A 16,253-nucleotide genomic window follows, 5' to 3' on the forward strand; every position below is an offset into this window, starting at 1 on the left:
GAGCCCGCTAAGGACGGGTCGTCAGAGACGGCCGGCCGGGAGGTCCTTGCCGGTGTTGGCGACCGCCGTGCGCAGCTGCGTCGGGTTCGGGTCGTTCAGCGCCGGGTCGGCCTTGCAGGTGTCGTCGAAGCCCTTGGCGCCCTTCTTCGGCAGCCAGCCGGTGGACAGGTACTTGGCGACCTTGTCGTCCAGGCACTTGTTGCCGTTGAGGGTGTTGGCGTGGGTCTTGCCGCCGAGCTCCAGCAGGAGGCGCGACGACGGGAACCGCTTGTGCATCGCGAAGCCGCCCGCGACCGGGGTCGCGGCGTCGAGCGTGGACTGGACGAGCAGGATGCCGTCCAGGCCCTTCTTGCCGTGGATGTTCAGCGCCGGGCCGCCCTTGAACGGCCAGTACAGCACCGGGGCGTTGTACCAGACGTTGCTCCAGGTGTTGAAGCGGTAGCCGCTCTTGTAGAGCTTGTTCGCGTCGCTCTTCCACTTGGCCCAGCTGCGGGGCCACGCGGCGTCCGCGCCCTGGACGGCGTTGTAGACGGCGAAGCCGTTGTCGTCGTCGCCCGGGTCGACGCTGTCGGTCAGCGGCTTCGGGTCCTTCTTGACGACCCACGCCGACAGGGCCGCGGCCGGGTCCTCGTAGGACGAGGTGTAGTAGCCGGCGTTCAGCACGATGTCGTCGAGCTCGTCACCGCCGACGACGCCGCCGATCGGCTTCTTCAGGGCGGCGGCGCGGGTCTTGTAGTACAGCGCCTCGACGGCCTTCTCGGTCTTGCCGAGGTGGTAGACCGAGTCGTACTTGGCGAGCCACGCGAACCAGAGCTTGATGTTCCGCTCGAACGCCTTGTCCTGCTCGATCTGCGAGCCGTACCAGACGGTGTTGGGGTTGACGTTGCCGTCCAGCACCATGCGGCCGACGCGCTTGGGGAACAGCGTCGCGTAGGTCGAGCCGAGGTAGGTGCCGTAGGAGAAGCCGTAGTAGTTCGTCTTCTTGGCGCCCAGGGCCGCGCGGATGCTGTCCATGTCGCGGGCCACGTCGGTGGTGCGCAGGTGCGGCAGCAGCCAGCCGAACTTCCTGGTGCAGTCCTGCGCGTACTTCTTGGACTTCGCCAGCCAGAACTTCTCGATCTTCGCCGAGGTCGGCACGTAGTTCGGCCGCGGCGGCTTGGCGTAGTGCGCGTCGCAGGTCAGCGCGGGCTTGCTCTGCCCGACACCGCGCGGGTCGAAGCCCACGAAGTCGTACTGGGCGGCGACCTCCGCGTGGCCCACGCCCTTCAGCCAGCGCGGCAGCTTCTCGGAGTAGGCGTAGCCCGAACCGCCCGGTCCGCCCGGGTTGCCGAGCATGATGCCGTGGTAGTTCTTGGTGTCGGTGTGGTGCGTCCGCGAGATCGCGATCTGGATCTGCTTGCCGTGGGGCTTGGCGTAGTCCAGCGGGACGGTCACGAAACCGCAGTCGGCCTTGGCCGCGATCAGCTTGGGGTCGGTGCACTTGACCCAGCTGACCTTCGGCTTCGCCGGGGCCGGAGCCGCGGTGGCGGCCGAAGCGGTACCCGCCACGGCCACCACCGCCGCGGACGCGGCGATGACGATCTTCTTCATCCGGATTCCTTCTGAACGGGGGCGCGCCCCGCCTCGGTGGAAGCGGGGCGCGCCGTCACGTGATGCTCGGCGCCAACGGATCCGCTGGTCAGCGGACCTTGGGCAGCGCCAGTTCGGGCAGGCCGGGCACGGCGGTCAGCGACTTGGCCGACACGGTGGTCGGGTTCGGGTCGTTGGTCGCCGGGTTGGCGTCGCAAGTGTCGTCCACCCCGTGCTTGTCCGCGGGGAGGGCGCCGGTGTCCAGGTAGGAAACAGCCTTGGTGAACAGGCACTGGTTACCGAGGCTGTTGGCGTGCGTCTTGCCGCCGAGCTCGACGAGCAGGCGCGAGTTGAGCTCGCGGTGCTGGACGAACACGCCGTCGTACGGGGTCGCGGCGTCCAGGGTGCCCTGGATCAGCAGCGTCGGGGTGGCGGTGTGGCGGGCGTGGATGCGCAGCTTCGGCCCGCCGTTGAACGGCCAGTAGAAGATCGGCGCGTTGAACCACACGTTCGGCCAGGTGTTGAAGCGGTTGCCCTGCTTCACCAGCCGGACCGCGTCGTTGTGCCACTTGCTCCAGTTCCGCGGCCAGTGCGCGTCGGCGCCCTGGACGGCGTTGTACACCGCGAAGCCGTTGTCGTCGGAGGTGTCGCCCTGCCGGTCCTGGAGGGCCTTGGGGTCCTTGTTGACGATCCAGGCGGACAGCGCGTCGGCGACCGGGATGTACTCGCTGGTGTAGTACGGCGCCTGCTGGACGATGTCGTCCAGCTCGTCCGGGCCGATGGTCCCGCCGATGGGGGCCTTGGCGGCCGCGGCGCGCGCCTTGTAGTAGTTGGCCTCGACGGCCTTCTCGGTGGTGCCGAGGTGGAACTTGGAGTCCCACTTGGCGATCCAGGAGTTGAACAGCTTGAAGTTCCGCTCGAACGCGCGGTCCTGGTCGAGCTGCGTGTCGTACCAGATGCGGTCCGGGTTGACGTTGCCGTCGAGGACGAACTTGCCGGTCTGGCGCGGGAACAGCGTCTCGTAGGTCGCGCCGAGGTAGGTGCCGTAGGAGAAGCCCCAGTAGTTGAGCTTCTGGTCGGCGCCGAACGTGCGGCGGATCTGCTCCAGGTCGCGGGCGGCGTCGGTGGTCCGCATGTGCGGCAGCAGCCAGCCGAACTTCTTGGTGCAGTCCTGCGCGTACTGCTTGGACTTGGCGAGCCAGGCCGCCTCCTCCTTGCGCGAACCCGGGTTGTAGTCCGGGCGGACCGGCTTCTGGAAGTCGCTGTTGCAGCGCAGCGCGGGCTGGCTGTACTCGACGCCGCGCGGGTCGAAGCCGACGAGGTCGTACTTGGCGGCGAGGGCCGCGTAGCCGCGCTTGTTCAGCAGCAGCTTGAAGTAGGGGCCGTAGACGAGGCCCGCCCCGCCGGGACCGCCGGGGTTGAAGGTCAGCACGCCGCGGTAGTCCTTGGTGTCGGTGTGCTTCACCCGGGACACCGCGATCGAGATCTTCTTGCCGTTCGGGCGCGCGTAGTCCAGCGGCACTTCCATCTGGCCGCACTCGGCGCCCGCCGCCTTGTAGTACGCGGCGTAACCGTCGGTCGGGCAGGCACCCCAGGTGACCTTGGACGCGGCGGCGACCGCCGTCTTCGGCGCGGTCGGGCCCGGGTCCGCGAACGCGGCCGTGGCGGCGCCGCCGACACCGACCGCGGCGGCGGTCGTGATCAGGAGGAGCTTCTTCACCAAACCCCCTAGGCCGGGGCACACCGCACCCCACGGTGGGGACGTGACTGGGGGCGGCCCCCGGCATCGCTCCGTCAACAGTTAGGCAGATTGTGGTGTTTGTTCAGGTTCGGACGGGAGAGCCCGATGTGAGTAGATACAAAACTGTGATCAAAGCGCGGGAACACCGAGCGCGGTCCGAACGTCGCGAATCGCTGTACAGGCAGCGGCTCCCGCCGGCGAAACGTCGGCGGGAGCCGGGGTCTCCCAGGTCGCGGCGCGGGCGCCGGTGGCGTGGACCGTGCCGTCACGAGGGTCGTTACTTGGCGATGTCCAGGCCGAGGCCCTTGACGGACGTGCCGGTGAGGGCGTTCGCCGGGGGCACCGGGTCACCCGTCGACTTGACGAAGGTCAGGCCCTTGGCGGGGCGCTTCCCGGTCAGGAAGTAGGTGTCCCAGACCGCGTCCACGGCGGGGTTGCCGCGGTGCACGATGCAGTGCGTCCGGCCGTCGGACTCGACGAGCATGCGCGAGCCCTTCAGCGCGCGGTGCAGCTCCAGCGCGCCCGGGTACGGCGTGGCGGCGTCGTTGGCGGCGTTGAACATCATGATGTTCGTCGGCAGCTTCTTGACGTGGCGCACGTCGACCGGCGTGCCCGGCTTGGCCGGCCAGTACAGGCACGGCGTGTTGTACCAGGCGTTGCCCCAGGTCAGGAAGGGGTGCTTCCTGTTGATCCGGGTGTTGTCGCGCTGCCACTTGGCCCAGTTGGTCGGCCACTGCACGTCGGTGCACTGGACGGCGCTGTAGCCGAAGTAGCTGTTGTCGTCGGACTCGCCGGTGGTCGGGCCGCCGAAGGCGTCCGCGAACCCGGCCATGTCGCCCTTCTTGTAGGCGGCCAGGCCGTTCGCCGGCGGGAACCAGTAGCTCGGCAGCCGCCGGTAGCCGGCGTTCTGGATGTTGTCGGTCAGCGAGTCGGAGGTGACCGCCGTGACGTCACCGGACTGCGGGTCCTTGACGAACACCGGGTTCTTCGCCAGCTTGGCGCGCAGGTCGTAGAACCAGGCGCGCACCTGCTTCTGCGTGGTGCCCAGGTGGTACACCTTGTCCCACTTGGCGAGCCAGCCGAAGAAGTAGTCGATGTTCCGGTCGAACCAGATGTCCTGCTGCAGGTTCGCGTCGTACCAGACACCGGACGGGCCGATGTTGCCGTCCAGGGCCATCCGGCCGACCTTGTCCGGGAACAGCGCGGCGTAGACCTGGCCCAGGTAGGTGCCGTAGGACGCGCCGTGGTAGTCGAGCTTCCTGCTGCCCAGCGCCTTGCGGATGGACTCCACGTCCCGCGCCGAGTCCACGGTCTTGTCGTGGCTCAGCAGCCCGACCTTGTCGGCCTTGCCGCAGGCCTCGGCGTAGCGCTTGGTCAGCCCCAGCCAGGTCTTCTCCGACTTGGGGTCGCCGGTCCCGTAGTCGGGGCGCGGCTCCAGCTGGTACTTCAGGTCGCACCGGATCGCCGGGACGCTGTGCCCGATGCCGCGCGGGTCGAAGCCCACGAAGTCGTAGGCGTCCTGCATGGCCTTGGAGCTCTGGTTGAACACCCGGCCGCCGAAGTAGGCGCCGGAGCCGCCGGGGCCGCCCGGGTTGACGACCATCTGGCCCATGGCCTTGCCCGCGCCGGTGTGCGGCGTCAGGGTCACCTCAAGGGTGATCTTGGTGCCGTTGGGGTGCGCGTAGTCCAGCGGGACGCTGAGCTCGGCGCACTTGATGCGCTTGGACCCCTGCGCCTGGGGGGTGTCGGTCGCGGACACCTGCTTGACGATGTCGGCCGGGCAGGCGTGCCAGGCGAGCTTCGAGGCCGTCGGCTTCGCCGCCCCCTGGTCGGCCGAGGCTGCGGCCGAACCGAGCCCCGCGAGCCCGAGGCCGGTCACCGCGGCGACCGTGACGAGTCGTTTCACGGACCACTCCTCCTTCGGACCCCCGCGAGCGGGGATCCTGAAATGGACGTACCGAGCGATCTTCGTCAACGCGACATATGGGAAGTCAGCCGCCAAATCGTGTTGTAGCTACACCGAGGCCGCGCCGTGATCCGATCGAGACCGGTGCGACGCAGGCCATCGGCGCCGAATGAGTGGTTCGGACCCGTCCGAAACGGGACCGGGCCCCGCCTCCGAGGAGGCGGGGCCCGGTGGGCGGACGTCGCTTACTTGATGACGTCGTTCAGCAGGCCGCCGACGGCGGCGCTGCGGAGCCCGGCGGCCGGCGGGGTGGGGTCACCCAGCTGCGGCACGTGCACGGTGCGCTGCGACGGCAGCTTCCCGTCGAGGAAGTACGCGTCGAAGTACGCGTCCACCGCCGACGAGCCGCGGTGCACGATGCAGTGCGTGCGGTCGCCGTCCTGGATCACCAGGTGCGACTTGAGGCGGCGCTGCATGTCCAGCGAGCCCGCGTACGGCGTCGCGGCGTCGTCCGTCGCCTGGAACATCAGGATGTTCTTCGGCAGGTTCTTCACCGCGCCGACGTTCACCGGCTTGGCGGCCTTCGCCGGCCAGCCGAGGCACGGCGAGTTGAACCAGACGTTGCCCCAGGTCAGGAACGGAGCCTTCTTGTTGACCCGGACGTTGTCGTTGTGCCACTTCTTCCAGCTGGTCGGCCACTGGGTGTCGGTGCACTGGACGGCGTTGTAGACCGCGAAGGTGTTGTCGTCCACCGGCGAGTTCGTCGGGCCACCGAAGGTGTCGACGAAGGTGGCGATGTCGCCCTTCTTGTAGGCGGCCAGACCGGCGCCCATCATGTTCCACATGCCCGCGCTGCGGCGGTAGCCGGCGTTCTGGATGACGTCGGTGAGGTTCGCCGACGACACGGCCGCGCTCTTGTCGGCCGAGTAGACCGGCTTCTTGGCGAGCTTGGCGCGCAGACCGTAGAAGAAGGAGCGGACCTCCTTCTGGGTCTTGCCCAGGTGGTAGGTGGAGTCGTACTTGGCCAGCCAGCCGAAGTAGTACTCCATGTTCTTGTTGAACGCGACGTCCTGGTCCAGGTTGGCCTTGTACCAGACACCGGACGGGCCGACGACGCCGTCCAGGACCATGCGGTTCACCTTGGTCGGGAACAGGGTCGCGTAGACCGAGCCCAGGTAGGTGCCGTAGGACGCGCCGTAGTAGTCGAGCTTCTTGTTGCCCAGCGCGCGGCGGATCGTGTTGAGGTCGCGCGCCGAGTCGGTGGTGTGGATGTGCTTGAGCAGCCCGATCTTGTCGGCCTTCTTGCACGCGGCGTCGTAGGCGTAGGTGCGCTTCAGCCAGATCTTCTCCGACCTGGCGTCACCGGTGCCGTAGTCCGGACGCGGCTCGTGGCCGTAGCCCGTGTCGCAGCTGAGGGCCGGCTTGCTCGCTCCGACGCCGCGCGGGTCGAACCCGATGACGTCGTAGGCGGCGCGCATCGCCGGGGAGTTCTGCGCGAACACGCGGGGGCCGAAGATGCCGCCGGCGCCGCCCGGTCCACCCGGGTTGACGACGATCTGGCCCTTGGCCTTGCTGGCGCCGGTGTGCGGCGTGCGGGTCACGAACAGGCTGATCTTCTTGCCGTTCGGCTTCGCGTAGTCCAGCGGGACCTGGAGGTAGCCGCACTGCACGATCTTCGAGACCGGGAAGATCGGGTCGTAGTTGGTCGCCACCGTCTTGACGAAGTCGGCGGGGCAGGCGTGCCACTTGACCGCCGACACCTTGTAGGCGTCGGCGGAGTCCGTGGCGGCCGAAGCGGCGGTGGCGCCGAGGGCGGTGACCCCCAGGCCGGCCGTCGCGGCCATGATGACGAGTCTCTTCACAGACCACTCCTCCACACCGGACCTTCGAATGGTCCGGTTCACGGTGATTCGCCCGAAATATTGGCGATCCCGGAGGTGACGGAGATAGTCCGTTGACGTCGATCGTTGTTACATAGTTGCCCTTTCGTGACTCTTGCCACTTAGATGAGTGAAAGGTAAAAATCGCCGCTCAGGTCACAGCAGAAGGCCCCCGGGGACATCCCCGGGGGCCGTGAGAGCGTTCGTGAGGCTCCCCGCGTGGCGGGGAGCCGGTGCGTCAGCTGACGGTGACGGTGGCGCCGGACGCGCCGTCCTGCGCGACCACGGTGCCGTCCGAAGCGGTCACCGTGCCGTCCTCACCGATCTCAAGCCCCATCTCCTCGGCGATCCGCATCGCCTCCTCGATCAGGGTCTCCACGATCTGCGCCTCCGGGACGGTCTTGATGACCTTGCCCTTGACGAAGATCTGGCCCTTGCCGTTGCCGGACGCGACGCCGAGGTCGGCCTCGCGGGCCTCGCCCGGGCCGTTCACGACGCAGCCCATGACGGCCACCCGCAGCGGGACGGGGAAGCCCTTGAGCCCGGCGGTGACCTCCTCGGCGAGGGTGTAGACGTCGACCTGCGCGCGCCCGCAGGACGGGCAGGACACGATCTCCAGGCCGCGCTGCTTGAGGCCGAGCGACTCCAGGATCTGCGAGCCGACCTTGACCTCCTCGACCGGCGGCGCCGACAGCGACACCCGGATCGTGTCGCCGATGCCCTGCGCCAGCAGCGCGCCGAAGGCCACCGAGGACTTCACCGTGCCCTGGAAGGCCGGACCGGCCTCGGTCACGCCGAGGTGCAGCGGGTAGTCGCAGGCGGCGGCCAGCTGCCGGTACGCCTCGATCATGACGACCGGGTCGTTGTGCTTGACGGAGATCTTGATGTCGCGGAAGTCGTGCTCCTCGAACAGCGAGCACTCCCAGAGCGCCGACTCGACCAGCGCCTCGGGCGTGGCCTTGCCGTACTTCTCCAGCAGCCGCTTGTCGAGCGACCCGGCGTTCACGCCGATCCGGATCGGCACGCCGGCGTCCTTGGCCGCGCGCGCGATCTCGCCGACCTTGTCGTCGAACTTCTTGATGTTGCCCGGGTTCACCCGCACCGCCGCGCATCCGGCGTCGATCGCCGCGAACACGTACTTCGGCTGGAAGTGGATGTCGGCGATCACCGGGATCGGCGACTTGCGCGCGATCGCGGGCAGCGCCTCGGCGTCGTCCTGCGACGGCACCGCCACCCGGACGATCTGGCAGCCCGACGCGGTCAGCTCCGCGATCTGCTGCAGCGTGCTGTTCACATCGGCGGTGAGTGTGGTCGTCATGGACTGCACCGAGACCGGGGCGTCGCCGCCCACCGGCACGCTGCCGACCATGATCTGACGGGACTTGCGACGTTCGCCGAGCGGCCATACCGCCGCTCCGGTCTCCCGGTCGCCGCCCCGGACCGTTGGAATACCCAGTGAAACGCTCATCCCACTCCCTCACGCTCTCGCCCACCCAACCCTAAGTGCACGTAGTGGGTGGCATGGCGCGTATCGGTGTCGAAGTCGGTGACTCTTTGTAGCGATTCGGTGTCACCCAGGTATCTGGAGTGGATTGAACAGGTCCGCGAGGATCAGCAGCAACCCGAGTCCCACCAGTACCAGCACCGCGAGATAGGTGACGGGCATGAGTTTCGTCATATCGACCGGGCCGGGGTCGGGACGTCCCCTCAGCCTCGCCAGCCACGCCCGGACGCGCTCCCAGACCACGATCGCCAGGTGCCCGCCGTCCAGCGGCAGCAGCGGCAGTACGTTCAGCGCTCCGAGGAAGACGTTCACCGACACCACGAGCTGGAGGAACAGGAAGGTCTTGTCCCGGGCCGTGCTGTGCGAGGAGAAGATCTGCCCGGACACCTCGGTCGCCCCGACGACGCTGCCGACCTGGCCGCCCGGGGTGCTCGCCCGGTCCGGCGAGAACAGCTTGGGGATCGCCTGCGGCAGGCCCGCCGCGACCTTGCCGACGCCCTTGACCATCAGGCCGAGCGTCCGGCCCGCGTAGGCGGCCGCGCCGACGGGGCCCTTCCGCTCGTAGTGGCGCCCGACGACCTTGGACGAGATGCCGACGAACGAAGCGCCGTCCACGTCGGCGAGGGTGATCCGCAGCGTCTGCTCGGTGCCGCCGCGCCTGATCACCACCGGCACGGCCTGGCCCGGTTTCGTCTTGTCGATGGCCTTCCGGAACTGGGACCAGTCGGCGACCGGCGTCCCGTTGAAGACCTCGATCCGGTCGCCCGGCTCGATCCCGGACGCCTTGGCGGGTGACCGCGGGCGCCCCGAGCAGGACGTCGAGGCGCCCGCCGGGACGCAGTCGGCGACCTTGTCCACCGTCGTGCTCGGCGTGCCGAGGTGCAGCTCGCCGAGCGTCATCGCCGTGACCGCGAGCAGCAGGAACGCGAACGCGAAGTTCGCCACCACCCCCGCGGCGATCACGACCGCGCGCCGCCCGGCGGGCTGCCGGTAGAAGGCGCGCTCGCGGTCCTCCTCGGCGATCTCCTCCAGCGGGGTGTAGCCGACGATCTTGACGAACCCGCCCAGCGGCAGCGCCTTCACGCCGTACTCGGTCTCGCCGCGGCGGCGGGACCACAGCGTCGGCCCGAAGCCGACGAAGTACTGGGTGGCCTTCATGCCGAACCGCTTGGCCGTCAGCAGGTGCCCGCCCTCGTGCAGCATGACCGACACCAGCAGCGCCACGACGAAGGCCGCGGCGCCGAGGAGAAAGGCCATCCGGCAGCCCCCTTCGGGCGGTCGCGCCGCCGGGGCCGCTCCCCCGGTCAGCCGGTGCGGGTCAGCGCGCGGGCGCGCTCCCTGGCCCACGCGTCGGCGGCCAGGACGTCCTCGACGGCGAGGTCGGCCGGTCCGGCGCCGCGGGCCGCGTGCTCCTCCACTACCCGGGCGACGGTGTCGACTATCCCCAGGAAGGGCAGGGTTCCCGCCCGGAACGCGTCAACGCACTCCTCGTTCGCCGCGTTGAACACCGCCGGGAACGTCCCGCCTTCGGCGCCGACGTGGCGGGCCAGGCGAACCGCCGGGAATGCCTCGTCGTCCAGGGGGAACAGCTCCCACGTGTGCGCACGGGTCCAGTCCACACCCGGCGCGGCGCCGGGGACGCGGTCCGGCCAGTCCAGGCCGAGCGCGATCGGTAGCCGCATGTCGGGCGGACTGGTCTGGGCGAGGGTCGAGCCGTCGACGAACTCGACCATGGAATGGATGAAGGACTGCGGATGGACCATCACCTCGATGCGGTCCATCGGCACGTCGAACAGCAGGTGCGCCTCGATGACCTCCAGCGCCTTGTTCACCAGGGTCGCCGAGTTGATCGTGATGACCGGGCCCATGTCCCAGGTCGGGTGGTTCAGCGCCTGCTCCACGGTGACGTCGGCCAATTCTGCGCGGGTGCGGTCGCGGAACGGCCCGCCGCTGGCGGTGAGCACCAACCGCCGGACCTCCTCGGCGCGCCCGCCGCGCAGGCACTGCGCGAGCGCCGAGTGCTCGGAGTCGACCGGGACGATCTGGCCGGGCCGGGCCCGCCGCTTCACCAGCGGGCCGCCGACGATCAGCGACTCCTTGTTGGCGAGCGCGAGGGTGCGGCCCGCGTCCAGCGCGGCCAGCGTCGATGCGAGGCCGAGCGCGCCGGTCACGCCGTTCAGCACCACGTCGCAGGGCAGCGCCGCGACCTCGGCGACCGCGTCCGGACCGGCGACGATCTTCGGGATCGGGTACTCACCGGAGCTGTAGCCGCGCTTGCTCGCCTCGGCGTAGAAGGCGAGCTGGAGGTCCTGCGCGGCCGAGCCGCGCGCGACGGCCACCACGTCGGGACGGAACTCCAGGGCCTGCGCGGCGAGCAGGTCGACCCGCCCGCCGCCGGCCGCGAGGGCGGTCACCCGGAACCGGCCCGGGTTGCGGCGGATCACGTCGAGGGCCTGCGTGCCGATCGACCCGGTGGAGCCGAGCAGGACCACCTCGCGGGGGCGCGCTCCGGAGGTCGCTCCGTCGGGTGCTTCGGCCGGGTTTCCAGTCGCGGTTCCAGTCACCGTCCCATTGTCGGCCATGACCGGCCAGGGCGCGGCCCGCCCGCACCGGACCGGCACAGGGCCGTCACTAGCCCGAACGCGGAAACCCGCTGTTCGCCTCTGACAAAGTTTGTCTAGATATGCCCCTTTCGGTGTCAGCCTGCCCGGCATACCGTCCGCAGGCGGGCTTCCACCGCATCCCCGTCTCCACCCCCGACTCAGGGAGACCCGATGGGAAGCATCCCTCGCCGCCCCACCCCCCGCCGCATCGTCCTCACCCTGCTCGGCGCCGCCGCCCTCGTGCCCCTCGCCGCGGGCACCGCGCTCGCCGATCCCGCCCCCACCGCCCCGCGCGACCGCGCCCCTACGGCGCCGGTCACCAACCCGAACCCCACCGCGCCCGACCCGACCGCGCCGTTCGCCCCCGGCCCGACCGCGCCGGTCGTCCACCCGCTGGCCGCCGGCGCCCCCTCCCAGCAGGCGCTGCAGAAGTTCTGGACGCCGCAGCGGATGCGATCGGCCGTCCCGATGGACGCGCTCACCAGCACGCGCACCGCCACGCCGGAGCAGGTGCGCAAGGGCCTGCCGGCGATCATCCAGTACTCGCAGCCGAACGGCGGCTCGGCCTGGACCGGCGGCGGCGCGGTCACCAAGACCGCCGGACGGGTGTTCTTCACCTACCAGGGCGGCACGCACTCCTGCTCGGGCGACGCCATCACCAGCGCGAACAAGAGCGTCGTCATCACCGCCGGGCACTGCGTCAAGCTCAGCGGGGCCTGGCACACCAACTGGGTGTTCGTCCCGGGCTACAACAACGGCAACGCCCCCTACGGCACCTGGGCCGCCGCCAAGACGCTGTCCACCCCGCAGTGGACGGCCAGCGAGGACATCAACTACGACGTCGGCGCGGCCGTGGTGAGCCCGCTGAACGGCCGGGCGCTCACCGACGTCGTCGGCGGCCAGGGCATCGCGTTCAACCAGGCGCGCGGCCAGGTCATGTACGCCTTCGGCTACCCGGCGGCCTCGCCCTACGACGGCACGAAGCTGATCTACTGCTCCGGGACGGTCATCAACGACTTCCTGACCAGCAACGATCAGGGCATCGGCTGCAACCAGACCGGCGGCGCGAGCGGCGGGCCGTGGTTCCTGAAGTTCAGCGAGGCCACGGGCACCGGCATCCAGAACTCGGTGAACAGCTTCAAGTACAACTTCCTGCCGAACTACATGTTCGGCCCCTACTTCGGCACCGACGCGCAGAACCTCTACAACACCGCCCAGTCGTCCTGACCGGTTCCCCACTGGGACGCGCCCGGTGGAGGACCGCATGAGGTGACGGGGACGCGCGCGGCGGCCTCGTCTTACGCCCGTGCCCAGCGCCGACCTGCGTCCTGCTCGTGAGCGGTCTGGTCGGCGAGGGGCAGGGTGAGGACGAAGGCCGCGCCGCCGTCCGGGGCGTCCTCGACGACGAGCGTGCCGCCATGCCGGTTGGCGATCTCCCGCGCGATCGGCAGGCCGAGTCCGCTGCCCCCGGCGTCCCGGCTGCGCGCGGCGTCCAGCCGGGTGAACCGGTCGAAGATCCGGTCCCGCTCGCCCGGCGGCACGCCCGGCCCGTCGTCGGTGACGGTCAGCACGGCCTTCCCGCCGCGCGCCCGGACCGTCACCAGCACCTTGCCGGAGGCGTGCCGGTCCGCGTTGGCCAGCAGGTTCACCACGGCGCGGGCGAGCTGGAGCCGGTTGCCGAGGACCGGCACGTCCGGATCGGCGTCGACCACCACCGGGACGCGCGCCTGCCGCCGCCGGCTCTCCGCGCGGGCGAGCGCGCCGAGGTCCAGCAGCGTGCGATCGGGCTCGACACCGGCGTCCAGCCGGGCCAGCGCGAGCAGGTCGTCCACGATCTGGTGCAGCCGGTCGGCGTCGCGCAGCGCGTCCCGCAGGGTGCGCAGCAGGTCGGTGTCGGCGGGGTCGTCGAGCGCGAGCTCCAGCCGGGTGCGCAGGCCGGTGAGCGGCGTGCGCAGCTCGTGCGAGGCGTCGGAGGTGAACCGGCGCTGCTGCGCCACCGTGCCCTCCAGCCGCTCGACCGCGCCCTCCAGCCGGTCCAGGGTCGCGTTCACCGTGGTGGCGAGGCCCGCGATCTCGTCCCCGGTGTCCGGCACCGGCACCCGCTGTGACAGGTCGGACGCGGTGATGTCGGCCAGCCCCTGCTCGATCCGGCGGACCGGCCGCAGCGGCCTGGCCGACCGCCCGCCACACCCCGAACGCCACCAGCGCCAGGACGGCGGCGCAGAGCAGGCCGAGCACGAGCTGCGCGGAGAAGCTGGCCACGAACCACGGCTCCGGGACGGCCGCGTACACCGTGGCGTCGCCGTACACGGACTCGATGTCGTAGCCGACCACGGCCGCGCACTCGTCCGCTATGCGATCGTCGTTGCAGACCCGGTCGTCCACGCGGTTGTCGTCGGCGCCCGGGAGCTTGTGCGACATCGCGCGCCCGCCGGAGACCGACGCGGACGCGGCGATGACCCGGCCGGTCCGGTCGTCCACTATCTGGATCGCCAGCGACCGCCCCTCGGGCGGGATCGGGTCGGGAAGCCGCGCGGTCGTCGCGGCGACGGTGACTCGGGCGCGGATGGAACGCGGCCGCGCCCGGTGGAGGCTCGGCCTGCGAGGCGCGCCCTGCGTCGACAGTGCCGCACCGTCTCCCATGCCTCCTTTCTAAGCGGGCGCCGTCCAACAACCGGCAAAGCGGGCTCCTCGGGGGCGCCACGGGCGTCCCCCGACCCCGCCACCGAGGTTCCGGTCGGGGTTCGGACTCCCTGGCACAGGGGTTCCGGACCCGCCGAGGGGTTCCCCGATCCGCCCGCGCGGTTCGGGGAGTTCCCCGCCGGGCAGACCGGCCTTACCCGACAGCGCCGCCGGCCCCCGCCCGCGACAGGCCGGACGGAAGATCGCCGCACCGATGCTTTGCCGCTCCTTGCACCCCGCGTAGCTGGTAGAACACAATCGGCGATCTATAACTGGAAGAGTGATCCCGACTCCCGCCACGGGGGGAATGGCAATGGTTCCGCAGGGCGAGCTGAGGTTCGATCCCAGCGCGCTGAGCGCCGCGCAACGCGAGGGCGACGCTTGCGTCGTCTGCCACAAGAGGTGGCCGCGTCCGCGCGTGCGCGTCGGTCGCCTGCCGGACGGCCGGGAGGTGGTGGCGTGCGACGACTGCGCGCCCGTGCTGCCCGTGCCCCGGGCGCGATCGAGGGTGACGCGGAACCCGAAGGAGCGGGACACCGATGCCGAAGGACCGGTGGTGGAACCGGCGTCGGCTACCGCGGCGGCCTTCCAGTAGGCCGCCACGCGACTGGAGATCTCTCCAGGAGAGGTGACCGGGGATTCGGGGGGAGAACCGGTCCGGCCTCAGAAGGCGCGCCCGGCTGGGGGCGGTCGGGCGCGCCACCCCTCCCCCGCCCGGCCCACCGGCACCGCGGACCACGTCCACGCGACGTGGTCTTCTTCATGCGCGACCGGACGGCTTCACGCGCGGGCGCGGCGGCTTCGTGCCTGGCCGGACGGCGGGGTCAGCTCTTCGCGGCGAGGACCTCGTTCCAGCGGCGCACCCAGTCGGTGTACTCCGTGCACGTCGAGCTGCTGCCGTCGCCGCCGCCCTTCGCGCACGCCTTCTCCGGGGTGTGCGCGAACAGCACCTTGTCGATGAAGGCGCGGTCGCCCACGTGGTAGGCGTTGCAGAACGCCTGCTTCAGCCGGTCGCCCGAGCACGCCTGCGGGTTGGCGGGCGCGACGCCGTTCCACTCGGCGACCTGCTGCTGGACGTCGGGCGAGGCCGTCCACTGGAGCCACTGGTACATGCAGTTCGGGTGCTCGGCGCGGGCGCCGATCATCCACCCCGTCATCCAGCCGGACACCCCGTCGGACGGCGCCACGCCCTGCACCGGACGGCCCGCGCGGGTCAGCACGTCCACCTGGTAGGGCCACGCCTCGCCGAGCACGGCGTTGGTGACCGCGCCCTTCAGGTCGGGCTGCCCGCCCGCGAACATGCTCACCGCGTCGGACGCCTGGCTCCAGTACTGCGCGACGTAGGGGCGCTGCCGCTTCAGCAGCGCCACGGCCGCGTCGAGCTGCTTCTGGGTCAGCGAGTACGGGTCGCGGATCTTCAGCGAGCGCTGGTGGGACCGCAGGTACAGCGCGGCGTCGGAGATGGTCAGCGGCGAGTCGCGCATGACGACCTTGCCGCCGTACCGGCGCACCTGGTCGGTGTCGAACAGCCCGCCCCACCCGGTCGGCGTCTGGACCTGCTGGGTGTCGTACATGACCAGGTTGAAGCCCCAGGTGAACGGGACCGCGTAGGTCTTGTCGTCCTTGCCGCTCTTGTCGTTCTTGCCGTGCAGCAGCGTGCGGAGCTTCGGCTCCAGCTTGCGGTAGCCGTCCACCAGGTCGGGGTTGACCGGCGCCACGTCGCCGTCGGTGACCAGCTGACCGGCGATCTCGGGCGGCGCGGCGACGCCGTCGTAGCGGCGGCCCTTGTTGTGCATGAGGTCGCGGGCCTCCTGCGGGGTGCGGACGACCCGCCAGCCGACCTTGCAGCCGGTGCGCTCCTCGAACGGGCCGATCCAGTCGACCCGGGGGTCGCTGCCGCCGTTCTCCATCTGGCCGGGCATGGTCACCAGGTTCAGCGAGCCCTCGCCCTTGCCGAGCGCGCTCGCCATCCGGACCGTGCCGGTCTCGTGGGACTTGCCGCTGCACGCCGCCAGCATCGACGCGGCCAGCCCGGCCGCCGCCGCGGCCGCCAGGACGCGCCGCCGGGCGCGCCCTCCCTCGTTCCACGGAGACCGGCGAACACCCCGTCGCCCGTCCCGCCGGCCTGCGCGCCCCGCACCGGTCCACCGCAGCATGTCGCTCCCGCTCCCCGTCCGCCGTCGGGGAGACTTTACCGCCGCACCGGCCGCGTCCGGACGACCATTACGGCGGAACGCCGGCGCGGCGCCCCGCGGCACGCTCGCCGCGCCCCCGCGGACGCGCATTATTCAGCCATTTATGCGAGCCATTAAAGGGCCGTTCCGGGAAAGCAGAAAACCGCCGCGACCCGGGAGGCAGTGGGTGCTGG

The 16,253-nt window shown here is 70.6% G+C and carries 10 protein-coding genes and 1 pseudogene; 1 reads left to right on the plus strand and 10 read right to left on the minus strand.

Annotation, left to right across the window (positions count from 1 at the left end; all coding sequences use genetic code 11):
• Positions 1-21 precede the first annotated feature (21 nt).
• The 7 genes from FHU30_RS24645 to dxr form a co-directional block, all read right to left on the minus strand.
• Positions 22-1,590 (minus strand): alpha/beta hydrolase, encoded by a 1,569-nt coding sequence (locus FHU30_RS24645; protein ID WP_253878969.1) that lies wholly within the window; start codon positions 1,588-1,590, stop codon positions 22-24.
• Positions 1,591-1,678: 88 nt separating this feature from the next.
• On the minus strand, positions 1,679-3,289 hold the full coding sequence (locus FHU30_RS24650; protein ID WP_253878970.1) for an alpha/beta fold hydrolase: 1,611 nt from the start codon (positions 3,287-3,289) through the stop codon (positions 1,679-1,681).
• A 298-nt stretch (positions 3,290-3,587) separates the two neighbouring features.
• Positions 3,588-5,216 (minus strand): alpha/beta hydrolase, encoded by a 1,629-nt coding sequence (locus FHU30_RS24655; RefSeq protein WP_253878971.1) that lies wholly within the window; start codon positions 5,214-5,216, stop codon positions 3,588-3,590.
• Between the two features lie 245 nt (positions 5,217-5,461).
• The gene (locus FHU30_RS24660) at positions 5,462-7,078 is read right to left on the minus strand and encodes an alpha/beta hydrolase (protein ID WP_253878972.1); all 1,617 of its coding nucleotides are present in this window, start codon (positions 7,076-7,078) and stop codon (positions 5,462-5,464) included.
• Positions 7,079-7,334: 256 nt separating this feature from the next.
• The gene (gene ispG / locus FHU30_RS24665) at positions 7,335-8,564 is read right to left on the minus strand and encodes a flavodoxin-dependent (E)-4-hydroxy-3-methylbut-2-enyl-diphosphate synthase (protein WP_301323619.1); all 1,230 of its coding nucleotides are present in this window, start codon (positions 8,562-8,564) and stop codon (positions 7,335-7,337) included.
• A gap of 102 nt (positions 8,565-8,666) precedes the next feature.
• Positions 8,667-9,857, minus strand: a complete 1,191-nt coding sequence (locus FHU30_RS24670) for a M50 family metallopeptidase (protein ID WP_253878973.1) — start codon at positions 9,855-9,857, stop codon at positions 8,667-8,669.
• 47 nt (positions 9,858-9,904) lie between these two features.
• On the minus strand, positions 9,905-11,182 hold the full coding sequence (gene dxr, locus FHU30_RS24675) for a 1-deoxy-D-xylulose-5-phosphate reductoisomerase (RefSeq protein WP_301323620.1): 1,278 nt from the start codon (positions 11,180-11,182) through the stop codon (positions 9,905-9,907).
• 192 nt (positions 11,183-11,374) lie between these two features.
• Here dxr and FHU30_RS24680 point away from each other — a divergent pair, with 192 nt between their 5' ends.
• The gene (locus FHU30_RS24680) at positions 11,375-12,430 is read left to right on the plus strand and encodes a trypsin-like serine peptidase (protein WP_253878975.1); all 1,056 of its coding nucleotides are present in this window, start codon (positions 11,375-11,377) and stop codon (positions 12,428-12,430) included.
• Between the two features lie 71 nt (positions 12,431-12,501).
• Here the strand turns inward: FHU30_RS24680 and FHU30_RS47890 are convergent, their stop codons facing one another.
• The 3 genes and pseudogenes from FHU30_RS47890 to FHU30_RS24695 form a co-directional block, all read right to left on the minus strand.
• Positions 12,502-13,035 (minus strand): sensor histidine kinase, encoded by a 534-nt coding sequence (locus FHU30_RS47890; protein ID WP_443612897.1) that lies wholly within the window; start codon positions 13,033-13,035, stop codon positions 12,502-12,504.
• Positions 13,009-13,368: pseudogene (locus tag FHU30_RS47895) on the minus strand (histidine kinase dimerization/phospho-acceptor domain-containing protein); the annotation flags it as partial. The pseudogene FHU30_RS47895 and the gene FHU30_RS47890, both read right to left, overlap by 27 nt.
• A gap of 1,341 nt (positions 13,369-14,709) precedes the next feature.
• Positions 14,710-16,041 carry an extracellular solute-binding protein gene (locus FHU30_RS24695; protein ID WP_253878977.1) on the minus strand — a complete coding sequence of 444 codons (1,332 nt, stop codon included), beginning with the start codon at positions 16,039-16,041 and terminating at the stop codon, positions 14,710-14,712.
• Between the last annotated feature and the right edge of the window lie 212 nt (positions 16,042-16,253).

The organism is Actinomadura rupiterrae, from assembly GCF_024172125.1.
GTDB lineage: Bacteria > Actinomycetota > Actinomycetes > Streptosporangiales > Streptosporangiaceae > Spirillospora > Spirillospora rupiterrae.